General features: G+C 62.6%; 12 protein-coding genes and 1 pseudogene. 8 read left to right on the forward strand and 5 right to left on the reverse strand.

All coding sequences use genetic code 11. The features are described from left to right. Together ME121_RS31155 and ME121_RS31160 are read right to left on the reverse strand one after the other, a co-directional pair. Positions 1 to 200, reverse strand: a 200-nt coding sequence (locus ME121_RS31155) for a hypothetical protein (protein WP_059410210.1), incomplete at its 3' end; no start/stop codon positions are given. After that, a complete protein-coding gene (locus ME121_RS31160; RefSeq protein ID WP_029361632.1) occupies positions 184 to 927 on the reverse strand; it encodes a hypothetical protein in 744 nt (247 codons plus the stop codon). The genes ME121_RS31160 and ME121_RS31155, both read right to left, overlap by 17 nt. Before the next feature lie 66 nt (positions 928 to 993). Here ME121_RS31160 and ME121_RS31170 point away from each other — a divergent pair. After that, positions 994 to 2345 (forward strand): IS3 family transposase gene (locus tag ME121_RS31170; RefSeq protein WP_089231872.1). Its coding sequence is split into 2 segments (ribosomal slippage): positions 994 to 1332 and positions 1335 to 2345, totalling 1350 coding nucleotides; the frame shifts between segments, so codons are not numbered across the junction. 291 nt (positions 2346 to 2636) lie between these two features. Here the strand turns inward: ME121_RS31170 and ME121_RS34615 are convergent. Both ME121_RS34615 and ME121_RS34620 read right to left on the reverse strand, forming a co-directional pair. Next, positions 2637 to 3830 carry an acyltransferase family protein gene (locus tag ME121_RS34615; protein ID WP_089231870.1) on the reverse strand — a complete coding sequence of 398 codons (1194 nt, stop codon included), beginning with the start codon at positions 3828 to 3830 and terminating at the stop codon, positions 2637 to 2639. 304 nt (positions 3831 to 4134) lie between these two features. Further along, positions 4135 to 4191, reverse strand: a complete 57-nt coding sequence (locus ME121_RS34620; RefSeq protein WP_408902633.1) for a DUF4113 domain-containing protein — start codon at positions 4189 to 4191, stop codon at positions 4135 to 4137. Positions 4192 to 4376: 185 nt separating this feature from the next. On the opposite strand from ME121_RS34620, the gene ME121_RS34625 reads away from it, so the two are divergent. Both ME121_RS34625 and ME121_RS31175 read left to right on the forward strand, forming a co-directional pair. Beyond that, positions 4377 to 4541 carry a hypothetical protein gene (locus tag ME121_RS34625; RefSeq protein ID WP_179240072.1) on the forward strand — a complete coding sequence of 55 codons (165 nt, stop codon included), beginning with the start codon at positions 4377 to 4379 and terminating at the stop codon, positions 4539 to 4541. Positions 4542 to 4604: 63 nt separating this feature from the next. Next, the gene (locus ME121_RS31175; RefSeq protein WP_059410212.1) at positions 4605 to 6299 is read left to right on the forward strand and encodes an ISL3 family transposase; all 1695 of its coding nucleotides are present in this window, start codon (positions 4605 to 4607) and stop codon (positions 6297 to 6299) included. 166 nt (positions 6300 to 6465) lie between these two features. Here ME121_RS31175 and ME121_RS31180 read toward each other — a convergent pair whose 3' ends face one another. After that, entirely contained in the window at positions 6466 to 6654 is a 189-nt protein-coding gene (locus ME121_RS31180) for a hypothetical protein (protein WP_029359472.1), read from the reverse strand. 697 nt (positions 6655 to 7351) lie between these two features. Between ME121_RS31180 and ME121_RS34630 the strand changes: the two are divergent. From ME121_RS34630 to ME121_RS34635, 5 genes and pseudogenes are all read left to right on the forward strand, one after another. Beyond that, a pseudogene (locus ME121_RS34630) lies at positions 7352 to 7533 on the forward strand (transposase); the annotation flags it as partial. A 229-nt stretch (positions 7534 to 7762) separates the two neighbouring features. Continuing rightward, a complete protein-coding gene (locus ME121_RS31185; protein ID WP_029359471.1) occupies positions 7763 to 9025 on the forward strand; it encodes a flagellar hook protein FlgE in 1263 nt (420 codons plus the stop codon). 34 nt (positions 9026 to 9059) lie between these two features. After that, positions 9060 to 10880, forward strand: coding sequence for a flagellar hook-associated protein FlgK (flgK, locus tag ME121_RS31190; protein WP_059410213.1), 1821 nt, complete (start codon positions 9060 to 9062; stop codon positions 10878 to 10880). A 2-nt stretch (positions 10881 to 10882) separates the two neighbouring features. Beyond that, on the forward strand, positions 10883 to 12493 hold the full coding sequence (locus tag ME121_RS31195; RefSeq protein WP_059410214.1) for a flagellin family protein: 1611 nt from the start codon (positions 10883 to 10885) through the stop codon (positions 12491 to 12493). A 213-nt stretch (positions 12494 to 12706) separates the two neighbouring features. After that, positions 12707 to 12832 carry a hypothetical protein gene (locus ME121_RS34635; RefSeq protein WP_280951394.1) on the forward strand — a complete coding sequence of 42 codons (126 nt, stop codon included), beginning with the start codon at positions 12707 to 12709 and terminating at the stop codon, positions 12830 to 12832. Positions 12833 to 13216: the final 384 nt, after the last annotated feature.

The raw sequence follows: 13216 nt of genomic DNA on the forward strand, positions 1-13216 counted from the left end.
ACCAGATACGCGCGGCCGGCCGAGACCAGGGCGCCGTCGTCGGCGGCCACCAGGGCGGCGGGGTTGCCGAGCGCCACCACGGCCTCCGGCTGGACCGCGAGGGCGGTCAGCGCGGTCACGCCCAGCCACCCGGCGAGCGCCGCCGCGGCGGCGCCGACCGGCAGGCCGCGCCGCGGGCGCCGATCAGTAGTCGTAGGCATGCTCGAACCGGCCCCCCGCGGCCTCCACGGCGCGGATCTGCGCGACGAGCTGCTCCACCGCGGTGTCGTAGCCGACGCGCTGCCAGCCCGGCTCGGACTGGATCGGCATCGCGAACAGCGGCTCGGCCCCCGCGAGGGTGACCGCCCGGCCCGGCGGCATGAGGACGGTGGTGAGGATCCGGCGGTTGCCGGCGATCTCCAGCACGGTCCGGCCGCGGGCGCCTAGGCCCCGGACGATCTCCGTGAAGGCCCGGTAGCGCGGCGTCTCCATCAGGGCGGCCGGTCCGCCGTCGCCGGCCGGGACGGGGCCGAGGAAGGCGATGCGCGGGTCGGCGGTCGCGTCGGCCGCGTCGAGCCCCGCCACGACGCTGCGGATCGTCAGGCCGGCCGGGTCCATCCCGGCGAGCCACGCGATACCCCGCGCGTAGGCCCATTTCACCCCGTACTGCAGGGTGAGGGCGCCGCGCCGCTCGACCGCCCGCAGGGACGGCGTGAACGGGACCTCGTGCCAGAGCCGGGCCAGCTCCGCGTCGAACGGGTAGCGGTACCAGGGGGTCTGGCGCAGGAACGCGGCGTAGTCCGCGAGCAGCCGCGCGTTGAACCGGTCCTCGTCCGTGGGCTCGGGCCCCCGCCACCGCGCGGTCAGCGCCCCGACGGTGCGCTCGTAGGCGCCCTGGATCAGCATCTCGGCCGTGAAGCTGAGGCCGATCCTGTCCGCCGTCAGCACTCCTGAGACAGATTGAGGGTCTTCACGAACGGAGGATGGCTGGTTCATCGTAGCCCAGGAGCGAAGATGAAACAGACGTCCGGGCCGGCGCGGAAGCCGGCAGAAGCCGGGATCAAGGACATCCGCCGCGCCACGCGCCGGCAGTTCTCGGCCGAAGAGAAGATCCGCGTCGTGCTGGAAGGGCTGCGCGGTGAGGACAGCATCGCCGAGCTGTGCCGGCGTGAGGGCATCGCCAGCTCGATGTACTACGGCTGGTCCAAGGAGTTCTTGGAGGCCGGCAAGAAGCGGCTGGCCGGCGACACGGCCCGTGCCGCGACCGCCGACGAGGTCAAGGACCTGCGTCGCGAGGCGGGTGCGCTGAAGGAGGTCGTGGCCGATCTCGTCCTGGAAAACCGCCTGCTGAAAACAAGCATGACCGGGGCTGGGGGCGACGAGGCATGAGGCGCCCGGCCTCTGAGAAGCTGGAGATCATCCGGCTAGTTGAGCAATCCCACCTGCCGGTGCGCGCCACCCTGGACAAGCTCGGCGTCACCCGGGCGACGTTCTACCGGTGGTACGACGCTTTCCAGCGTGGCGGCCTCGAGGCATTGGCGGATCGCCCGTCCCGACCCAGCCGGGTCTGGAACCGGTTGCCCGCCGAGGTTCGCGATCAGATCGTCGCTCTCGCACTGGAGGAGCCAGAGCTCGGCCCACGCGAGCTGGCGGTGCGCTTCACCGACGAGCGGCGCTACTTCGTCTCGGAGGCGACCATCTACCGCCTGCTCAAGGCCCAGGACCTGATCACCAGCCCGGCCTACATCGTGATCAAAGCCGCCAACGAGTTCCGCGACAAGACCACCGCACCCAACCAACTCTGGCAGACGGATTTCACCTATCTGAAGGTGATCGGCTGGGGTTGGTACTACCTGTCGACCGTGCTGGACGACTTCTCGCGCTACATCGTGGCGTGGAAGCTGTGCGCGACGATGCAGGTCGGCGACGTCACTGCCACGCTCGACCTTGCGCTAGCGGCGGCCGGGCTCGATCATGTGCAGGTGGCGCATCGCCCGAGGCTGCTGACCGACAACGGATCGAGCTACGTCGCGGGTGATCTGGCCGACTGGCTCGGCAGCCGCGGTATGACCCACATCCGCGGTACCCCGCGCCATCCGCAGACGCAGGGCAAGATCGAGCGCTGGCACCAGACGCTCAAGAACCGCATCCTGCTCGAACACGCCTACCTGCCCGGCGAACTGGAGGCGCGGGTTGCCGCCTTCTTCGAGCACTACAACCACGCTCGGGCTCACGAGAGCCTGGGCAACCTCACTCCCGCCGACGTCTACTTCGGCCGCGGCGAGACGATCTTGCGTGAACGGGCGCGGATCAAGCGCCAGACCCTCATGGACCGCCGCTTGCGCCATCACGCGCAGGCTGCCTAACCTCTCAGCCCAGGTGGACCAGAACCTCCGTTCCTGAGCATCGCAAACCGTCTCAAATCATCTGACGACGGACAGATCAGCGGCACAGACGCGCGCTAGATCATCGAATGCGTAGCCGGTTTCGATCCGTTGGCGGGGACGGCGCGCCGATGGCATAGGCGTGTATCGGATGCTGATTTCATTGGGGGAGCAGGGTAGACGACGAAACCCGACCCTCGGTGGCGCCGATCCGCCAGGAGGGGCCGCCCCGACAGTACGGGATATCATCTATAAGATAAACTTACTCGATTTCTAGTTTTGTTTTTCAATGATATCTCGCTGTTCTTTGCACTCGGAATTTCTCAAGCGACGAGGAAGCCATCTGCTTTTCAGTCCAGATCCGACATTCCTGCTATACATTGCGACTACGTTGCCACAAATGACCTCATATCGGTCCTCGAGTGCCCTCAATTGTGGTCGAAGGAGAAGCGATCTTTTCTCAATATAGTGCCACGAAAGATACGCGACCGCAGTTATGATTGGAGCAGAAACAAACAAATTAGCCCACCAGCTTCTAAGATCTGGCAAGCTCGCGGAAACTGCTTGTTGTATTGGAAAGCCATACAGGAATATGCCATATGAATAGTCTCCACTTGACACCATCGGAGACCGCGCCGGGTTTTGCAGACCCAAATAGATGGTAACGTAAGCAGCAGGTAGCGCTGAGAAGGCATTGATGATTGGTAGGTAAAGGAAGCCAATCATGGCGACAGCACTAAAGAAGAATAGTAGTGTGTTGTATGGAATTTGATCTCTCGCTCGGTATAGATACGCGCCGTACAAAAATGCCAAAACAAGCACCGGACCGCGAACAGTTCCTTCATCAATCTGTGTTCGAAAATAGATGATGATTATAACTAAAATTTGCATTGCCAGACAACTAAATATGAGAAGCTTCTTCGACCGATAAAGCCCAAATATATAAATTACCGACATCAATATATAGCAATACAATTCGTATGGTAATGTCCATAATTGCGCGTTTACTTGTGTTGTGGGATTATTAATAAAGACGCCAGGAAGATAGTACCTGACGATGCCAAACATATTCAGGGCGTAAGACCATAACTCTGAATTCGCAATATACTCCTGCAAGGGGTAACTTGTGTAAAACCCACCGATGATCGCCATTGCTATAGTCGACTCTACCGCTAGCGCAGGGAAGATGCGTATCACCCGAAGACCCAAAAATCCGACGATAGTTCGCGAGCGTTCCAGACTTCCAGAGACTAAGAAACCGCTAAGGGCAAAAAACATCGGAAGTATCATGGCCCAAACTGGCCGTGACGGGCCAAGGACGAGCCATCTTTGTGTGTCAATTCCGTATGAAACTATAACTGTGTGCCATACTACGATCATAGAAGCCAAAATTATTCGCACATAGTCAAAACCAGACGGCCTTCCACCGGTTAAACCTAGTCGCTCGCTGAAGGTCATTGATCTCATGCCCAGAAATCCAGACGGACGCCTCGATAGAGAATATATACGAGAGTCGGATTTTTGTGAAATCTGGTGATCATTGCGCTATTGAATGTGCCGATTGGTCCGAACGGACAACCTGCTTGCGCCTTGAGGGAGACCTGATGCCGAAGCGCGCAGCGCCGATGGGGCCGCCGATCACGCCAGGCTGCTCGACCAAGAGCGCCATACTTACCGCCCGCGCGCTGGCGCCACTGGAGGCCGATAGCTCGGCGGTCATCGAGGCACAGCGGAACGTCGCTCGGTGGCGAACAGCCGGCGACGCGTCTCCTCAGGCGTATGCGACGGGTAACTCGCTGACCTGCGTCGTGTAGCGGGGTGTGCGCATCTCGAACTTCGTGGTTCAGTCGCGCCGGCTCACCAGCCCCGCGCGCCGGCACCACCACGCCCCGTCCCCAACGCGCGTTGCACGCGTCCATCGCCGCCACCAGCGGGCCCGACCGCGCCCGGTCCAGCGCGCCGATGTGTGCCTACGGACTGGTGGAGGGCGGCAACTCGCGATAGGCCGCGACCATGGCAGACGAAGATCGCGACCCTTCCCGTGACGAGACGATTGCCGGCCTGGTGCGACGCCTGGACGGTTTCGCGCGCGGGCTCGGCCTCGACGAGGCGGCCACCCGGCGAATCGTCGAGCAGGTGGCGGTCGACATGGCGATGCGTGGACTTGCTCCGGTTTAATGGCTCTTCGTCATTTCGTGTGGCTTCCCCGTGCGTTCTCCGTTCGTGTGAGAAGGACGGAGCTTGGCGATGGCGCGGCTGCACGAGGTTCCTGGCTGCCGGGTACTCTCCATCGAAGACGGGCATGAGGCGAGCGTTGTCATGCACGTTCGCGGCTGTCGCTGCGCAGGACGATGTCCCGTTTGCGGCACGCTGAGCACCGCCCGTCACGGCTCCTATCAGCGGCACCCCGCCGATCTACCCTCCCTTGGATGCGCCGTTCGGCTCGACCTCACCGTCCGGCGTCTGCGCTGCCTCAACCCCTCCTGTCCCCGACGGACATTCTGCCTTCCTGCCCCTTCTCTCCTGGCTCCGCACGCCCGACGAACCCGACGCCTCGCCAAGGCCCAGCAGCGCGTCGGCTTGGCCATCAACGCTCGAGCCGGTGCGCGCCTGCTGGCAAATCTCTCCATGCCGGCGAGCGCCTCGACGCTGCTGCGCCTCATGCACGCCGCGCCCTTGCCGCGCGTTGCACGAGCGCGGGCAATCGGTGTCGACGACTGGGCCTGGCGTCGTGGGCGCGCCTGGGGCACGCTCGTCGTCGACCTCGACCATCATCGTGCCATCGATCTTCTGCCCGACCGCAACTCGGCGACCTTCGAGGCTTGGCTAGCGTCGCACACCGATCTGGAGATCGTCGCACGGGATCGGTCGACAGGCTACGCGCGTGCGGCCCAGGCCGTCGTCCCGCGTGCCCAGCAAGTCGCGGATCGCTGGCACCTCCTTCTGAACGCGCGCCAGATGCTGGAACGCTGGTTGGTCGGCGCTCATGCCCGCCTGCGCGCCCTTCCCGTCCCCTCCGGCGCGGCGGCTCCCGTTCCCAATTACGCCCGCGACCACGCTTTCCCGCGCAGCCGCACAGATCAAGCTGCCGCGCAGGAGGCACAACGTTGGAGGGCCGTGCGTCATGCACAGGTGCAGCGCCGCCGCGCGGCCGGCGAGTCGATCATGGCGATCGCGCGCGCGATCCCTCTGGCACCGGCAACAGTGCGGCGCTACGCCTCCATGGAGAGGCCCCCGGAACGCGGCGAACGGCGGATTGGACCGAGCCAGCTCGACCCCTGGCTGGCCTATCTCGAGCGCCGCCGCGCCGAGGGCTGCGAGAACGGATTGCAGCTCCTGCGAGAGCTGCGCGAACGCGGTTACGCGGGCGGCTCGCGGCAGATCCACAAATGGCTGCAGAGTCGACGGACGAAGGTCGCGATCACCACGCCGCGACGCTGGCGTGACGCCGTTCCCGGCATGACGGCCCCCGGCTGGGCCGAGCTGCCGGCGCGGCGCGAGCAACTGCCGGGATCGAAGGTCCTCGCCTGGATCATGACGGTGGCGCCGGACCGGCTGAGCCCGGCCGATAGCGCGCTTCTCGCGCGCATAGTGCAGGATCCCGACGCGGCCACGCTACACGGGCTGGTCCAGCGCTTCGTCGGGTTCGTACGCGAGGCCGGGAGGAAGGGGAACGGATCGTCCGCCCATGGCATCCGACGTCTGGCGGCGTTCGAGGCTTGGATCGTCGAGGCGAAGGCGAGCGGCATCCGAGCCGTGCAGACGTTCGCTAGCGGGCTCGTCGTTGATGCGGCCGCGGTAAGGGCGGCGTTGACGATGCCGTGGAGCAACGCTCAGTCCGAGGGCCAGATTACGAAACTGAAGCTGATCAAGCGACTGATGTACGGCCGGGCCGGCTTCGACCTCCTACGCCGTCGCGTGCTTCTGGCTCCTTGACCCACACGAAATGACGAAGAGCCACTTTTGCGGAGCAAGTCCACGGATGCATTGCTTCTGGCGCTCGGTCGCAAACTCGCTCAACGAGAAGTGCAGGACCGGCGCCGGCGTATGAACTGACCAGAAGCGTCCTGATCTGCTCACGAAGCGGGACTCGATTGGCCGATCAAAAGCGGCGCATGTAATCCCCGAGCTCGAGGCTCATCCCCGCTTGGAAGCCGATGTGCCATGCCCGCACCTCGGTAGGTAACATACCGGCTCTCAGGTGCTCCTGAGCCACGATGATGCCGACCTCCTCAATCCGGCGCACGAGGCCTTGGATGCTTCCTGTGTCCGGGCTCAGCGTCTTGATCATCTCGGCCGCCGCAAGCCGCCCAGCCTTTTCGCCCCGAGTGGCAGGAGAAGGCGGGTCGTTCTTCGACGGCATGGGCCTTGATTGCCTCAACTGTTGGAGCCGATACGCAACCTGGCTCGGCAGCAGGATGGCCGAAGCCGGTTACCGGGCCGTGCTCGTGTTGGCCCTCGAATTGTCTTACGCGGAGACGCAAGCGCGCGGGTGCGCGTTGGACCGAACCCGAGGTTTTGATCACGGCCGCGGGGGCCGCCCTCGCCCTAGGCCTGAGGCACGCCCGTCCCCCGCTGATCCCAACCCTGCCGGTGGAGCATCCTTGAGCGGCCGGACGGCTTCCTGCGCTACGACGGGATAGGGAGGGTCTTACGCGCGCGCCCGGGTAGGGGACTGAAGTAGCTGACGCGAGGACGCGAGCGGATGCTGTGTCGCCCGAGACGGGCCGCACAGGTCGGGCAGCTATTCCAGAAGCCGCAGATGGCGCAGACTGGACCCTGACCGAGCTTCGCCGCCGCGTCATCGTCGGGGTCTCCTCGCCGGCGAGCAACTTAGGCAAGACGTTCTAGCCGAGGGACGGGGCGTCAGCCGCGTGCCCGTCCGCGAGGACCTGCGCACGATCGAAAGAGAGGAGCAGCTCGCCTACGAACCGCATCGCGGCACCTTCGTGGTTGAACTGAACCTGGAACGCGTCGATCGAGATCAACCGCCTGTCAGCCCGGTGATCGCGAGCGCACTGGTGGCGCTGGCGCCGGCCGCAAGCACCTGCCGCCGGGGCGCGACGTTGCGGCTTGGTTCGGTCTCGTCCCCCGGCAGCCTTCCATCGGCGGCAAGGAGCGGCTGAGGCGATCGACCAAGATGGACGAGCGCAGCCTACGACGGTTGCTGACTGCGTGAGTTGCGCCAAGCTCTCGCCCATGAGGCCTAGGATCATGACGCTCATAAGTTGGCCGGGATCGTTGCTGGCCGTCACTGCAAAATTTGCCCACCTGCGGAACTTATTTCCGTGCAAACGTCGTCGAGCCACGGCGGATTGTCCGCAAGTAGCTGAAATGCTTAGATATTTTTGTGGCCTCCAGATTGCACAGCATCCTGCAGCGATCTGTCGAGTACAGCCATGGACCTCTTTTCTGCCCTTCAGACCTCGGTCTCCGGACTTCAGGCACAGTCCTATGCCATCGGCAACATATCCGGGAACATCGCGAACTCGCAGACGACCGGCTACAAGCGCGTCGACACCAGCTTCGTCGATCTGATGGCTGAGACGACGCCGAAGCGCGAGGTCGCCGGATCCGTCTTGGCCCAGTCGCAGCTGACCAACACAATCGCCGGCAACGTCGTTGCTTCCAGCGTTCCGACCAATATGTCGATCACCGGCAGCGGCTTCTTCACCGTGGTCCAGAAGACCGGCGATGCGAACAATCAACCGACGTTCAGCGGTGCAAACCTCTACACACGGCGCGGCGACTTTTCCCAAGATAAGGACGGGTATCTGGTCAACGGCGCTGGCGGATACCTGACAGGTACCAATCTGGATCCCACGACCGGGCAGGTCACAAGCACGGGCCCCGTCAACATCGGTAACCTGACGCTCCCGGCCGAGCCCACGGAGACCATCGAATATTCGGCTAACCTGCCGGCAACACCGACCGTGAGTGCATCGGCTGAGCCGCCCAACAGCATCGCCGGCCCGTCCATCACCGGTTACACCACAACCGGCGCGCCGATCACGATCAGCATGCGTTGGGTTCAAACGTCGACCGCCGGGACGTCACCCTCGTCATGGCAATTGTACTACAACAGCAGCAACACGGACACGCCGTCTTGGAGCCAGACTGGGCCGACGTTCAACTTCGATTCTACGGGCCAGTTGACCAGCCCTGCGTCCACCACACCGGTGGCGCTCACGGGCGTCCAGATCGGTGACTATAGTTTCGCAAAACTGAATTTGGATATCAGTGGCGGTTTGACCCAGTACGCTGATGCCAGTGGCGCCGTCACCACGAAGAAACTCAGCCAGGACGGCAACAGCGCCGGGACGCTGATGAGTGTCGCGGTCGGGGAGGACGGTAAGATTAATGGCACGTTCTCGAATGGGTCAGTGATTCCTGTCGCCACAGTCGGCATTGCGCAGTTCGCCGATCCGGACGGGCTTAGGGCCGATGGAAAAGGCAACTACCTCCAGACGGCCGATTCCGGGCCGCCTCTGACCGGCCTCAACGGCAGCACGATCAACGGGGCGACCATCGAGCAATCGAATACAGATATTGCCAGCGAGTTTTCGAAAATGATCGTGACGCAGCAAGCTTATTCCGCGAACACCCGCGTCATGTCGACAGCCCAGACCATGATGTCGGACCTGCTCAATGTGATCCGGTAAACTAGCTCCAGGATTTTTCTGAGGAGGCTTTGAATTGTCGCTCAATGCGCTTTCCAATGCGACGGCCGGGCTCGCCGCGACGCAGGCAGCAATCAACCTCGTCTCCCAGAACGTCGCCAATGCCGGGACGGCCGGATACGTCAAGCGTACGATTTCGCCGGTCGCCAACGGGGCCAACAACTTAGGCGTCGCTTCGGGAACCATCACCCGCAGCTTCGACGCGGCGGCCCTGAAGCAGCTGCGGCTGGAGACTTCAGGAGCTGCCTACACCAGCACGAAGGCCGGGATCGCCTCGCAGCTTGACGCCCTCTACGGCGTTCCCGGCAGTTCGACCTCGCTGGACGGCACACTGAACACCTTTACTCAGTCGCTCCAGCAGCTTGCCGCCAATCCGACTTCCGCGGCAGCGCGGACGACCGTCGTGAGTAACGCCTCGGCACTAGCAAGCCAAATCAACAGCGCCGCGAATACGGTGCAGAATATGCGCACCGGGATCGAGTCACAGCTCGGCACCGACGTCAATTCGGCCAGCGCGCTCCTGTCGAACATTGCCAACCTCAACACCAAAATTCAAAACACCACCGACGGTTCGTCGCTCGCCGACCTGCAGGACCAGCGCGATCAGGCGATCAATAGCCTGTCGAGCTACATGGATGTCCAGACTGTCTCTCAGGGTGATGGAACAGTCACGGTCCTCACCCGGTCTGGGGCGACATTGGTGGATCGCGGCAATGCGGCGTCGCTAACTTTCGATGAGAAGGGAACGCTGACCGCAAATTCCTCATCGACCAACCCCGGCACGGTCGGCACAATCACCGCGACGCTGCCGGGGGGTGGCATAATCGACCTCAGCGAGCCCAACGTGCTCCGATCTGGCAGCTTGGCGGCCCAGCTCGAGCTGCGCGACCAGATCCTACCGCAGGCTCAACGGCAGCTCGATGATCTCGCGGCGGGATTAGCGAGTGCGCTGACAGACAAGCAGGTCTCCTCGACGCAGAGCACAGGCAATTCTGCCACGATTAACCTCACCGGGATGCAGGCAGGCAACACCCTGACAATTCCCGCCAACGCCAACAGCACCGGCCGAAATATCATCTTAGTGGCGTCGAATAACTCGTCGGCCATCACAGCTAACCAGACTACCGATGCTAATGCACTCGTGGCAACAATCCCACTTCCGGTGGATGCAGACAGCATCAACGCAGTTTTGAATCGCTTTGACCGGAATCTTTCCGCGAGCGGGAGTGCCGCGAGCTTGACAATCGCCGGAGCGGCTGGCGCTCCCTCGGTCGCCGCGACAGCGAATATCACCGTCCCGACCTCGGCGGACCCCAAATCGGGCTATCCTCAGATCGCGCTGTTCGTCGACGGCTCGGACAATACGGTCTATACCGGTTCCCTCGACGCTGGCTCGAAGCTCACCGGTTTCGCGCAGCGCATTAGCGTCAACGGAAATCTGTCGGGAAATACGGCGGCGCTGACGGCGACGAACGCCACCGATATGACGGCAAACGGTGCACGAGCTCAGCAGCTATTCTCCGCGCTGACTTCCACTCAGCAAACGTTCTCGTCGGCCAGCGGCATCGGCGGCGTCTCCGCACCTTATCACGCCACGGTGGTGGGCTTCGCGCAGGATATCATCGCGACGCAGGGGGCCAACGCCTCGAACGCGTCGGCCCTCGACGCTACCCAGCAGACGGCCCTCTCCACCGCCCAAGGTCGGTTCGCTGCCGGGGCGGGCGTCAACATCGATCAAGAGATGTCGAATCTGATCGCCCTGCAGAATGCGTATGGCGCCAACGCTCGCATCCTCAGCGCGGCCCGAGACATGCTCAACCAATTGTTGCAGATCTGATCATGACCACGATCACTCCCTTCGCGGCCGGCTCCTACCTGACAACGCGAAACGCCGGTCAACTCACGACGCTGAAGAACCAGCTCAACGACCTGTCGAATCAGGTCTCGAGCGGTCAGGTCTCGCAGACCTATGGTGGTCTCGGATCCGGGCGCTCCACGGCGCTGGCCGCACAGGCTACGTTGAGCGCCCTGACCGGCTACGCCGCCGGCATCACCGCCGCGCAGACTCGGACCAACCTCGCGGTAACGAGCCTGACGCAGGTCGCGACGCTTGGGACAAGCGCCCGCCAGAGCCTAAACAATGGGCTGCAGAGTGCGGCAACCAGTTCGATCGCAGGTCGTTCGACTGCCCTCGGGAACTTGCAGACGGTGCTCGATACACTCAACCAGTCGGCGGCGGGGAATTATCTATTCGGCGGGGGCAACACCAGCACTCAGCCAGTGCTCGACGCTAACACGATCTTGAACGGGACGACCAATATCGACGGTAGCCCGAAAGATGGGCTCACAAAGCTCATCAAAGACCAGATTGCCGCAGATCTCGGATCGGGCTCCGGATGGCTCGAGAATACCATGACTTCGTCTAAGCCTCCGACGACACCCCCATCCTTGCCTGACACTGTGACGGTGACCGAGGACAGCGATACCCGGGCGAGCTTCGGCTTCAATGTTGGGGGAGCCTCATCGACGACCACTGCGATCAAGGCGACTGCCAGCGTTGGAACGACGACCACGCCGGGCACGATTAACTTCACCGTGAACAACCCGCCGGTCGTTGGAGATAGCGTCACCGTCACGCTGAAAATGCATGACGGCACCTCGACGACGCTCACGCTCACCGCCGTCTCCGGCACTACCGCGACCTCCACGTCCAGCACCGGCGGCACGTTCGCGATCGGCGCCGACGCCGCGACGACGGCCAGCAACCTCAACACCGCTCTCCAGGCCGCCATCAAGACAGCTGCCTCCAACACCCTTGCCGTCAGCTCGACGGCGGTGGCCGCGAAGAATTTCTTCTCGGGTTCGGTTAGCGCAGGTATCTATCCGCAGCGCATCGACTACTCGGGATCAAAGCCCGTCTACGTGGCGGGATCAAAAGACGAAACTGTCCTTTGGTATCAGGGCGAGGATACCCGGGGACCGCCTCCGGATCTTACGCCAACTTCCGCGTTGGCCACTCAGTCGACTCAGATCAGCTCGAGCGCCAGCATCGGCACAGGTGCGCGCGCCAATGATGTCGCGATCCAGAACGTACTCGCCGGCTTTGCGACCATGGCCTACAGCCTACCGACGACGAGCGACAGCAGCACGACCGCGACCTATCAGGCGGTCATCAACAGCGCGGGCAAACTTCTTTCATCGTCCGACACGACGAGTCCCAGCGTTCAGGACACCGTCACCCAACTCTCCCTCGCGTCGGCTCGCCTATCAAATGCCAGCACAACGAACGCCGCAACACAGAACACGATGCAGAATACTTTGGACAGCATCGAGCAAGTATCCCCCGAAGAAGCGATCGCGAAGTTGCTCGATGTACAAAATCGACTACAAGCGAGCTATCAGATCACAGCGTCGCTTTCCAAGCTATCGCTGGTCAACTATATAAGCTAGCAGCAACGCGTGTCTTAGATGACAATACTTATCGTATACTGCGATTTGAACCGGTCCGACGCAAAATCGTACAAGTCTCGGCTGAGTATTTTGAGCAAAGAAATCCAGAGAGGCCGGAGACCCGAACAAATTAGCTCAAATGGATTGATATTTTTCGTACAAACTCCTGAGCGCGCAAAAGATTTTACGAATAGGCTTGCTGAAAGAGGCGGCATGAACAAGGAGAAAGACAGATTAGCTGTCATTGATGCCGGTCAAGGAAGAGTCTACATCTGGGGTAGTTTCGAGGCCGAGCTCAAAGCCAAATTCCCGTTTGTCGTTGAAGCGTTCACGGCATAGCGCGGACGGACGCATCCTGGCCTTGCGTCACCCTGCTGGACTGGCGGTGTTATATTTGGGTTGGCTGCCACTCGGCGCCACACCACTCAGCCGGGGCTTATCGAGCGGGGCTGGTGAACTTGACCTTGACCCGGCGGCCCGCGCCGAGAACCATCGCCGTTCGAAGACTTTCCCGGTCCGCCACAGTTCGCATCGTTCCCGGTGGCGCGCCGCTTCGGTCTCAGACCGACACCGCGGGCGCAGCGGCGCCGGTCCGCGCTTAGGCTGGCGTGACGGCTGGCGTCCCCCGTCGAGAGATGTGCACGGTGTCGTAGCCGGGCTGAGCTACAGCTCGCCGGTCGCGGAAGAGCCAGCTTGTGCGTGGAACCGAAGAGGCGAGGGCGC

Origin of the sequence: Methylobacterium sp. ME121 (assembly GCF_000974725.1) — a bacterium.
In the GTDB taxonomy this organism is placed as follows: Bacteria; Pseudomonadota; Alphaproteobacteria; order Rhizobiales; family Beijerinckiaceae; genus Methylobacterium; species Methylobacterium radiotolerans.

What these genes read in the sequence shown, in the direction of transcription:
- ME121_RS34615 (WP_089231870.1), bottom strand. Translation starts at nt 3,830, where the DNA reads ATGAGATCAATGACCTTCAGCGAGCGACTAGGTTTAACCGGTGGAAGG.
- ME121_RS34625 (WP_179240072.1), top strand. Translation starts at nt 4,377, where the DNA reads ATGGCAGACGAAGATCGCGACCCTTCCCGTGACGAGACGATTGCCGGC.
- ME121_RS31180 (WP_029359472.1), bottom strand. Translation starts at nt 6,654, where the DNA reads ATGATCAAGACGCTGAGCCCGGACACAGGAAGCATCCAAGGCCTCGTG.
- ME121_RS31185 (WP_029359471.1), top strand. Translation starts at nt 7,763, where the DNA reads ATGGACCTCTTTTCTGCCCTTCAGACCTCGGTCTCCGGACTTCAGGCA.
- ME121_RS31195 (WP_059410214.1), top strand. Translation starts at nt 10,883, where the DNA reads ATGACCACGATCACTCCCTTCGCGGCCGGCTCCTACCTGACAACGCGA.
- ME121_RS34635 (WP_280951394.1), top strand. Translation starts at nt 12,707, where the DNA reads ATGAACAAGGAGAAAGACAGATTAGCTGTCATTGATGCCGGTCAAGGA.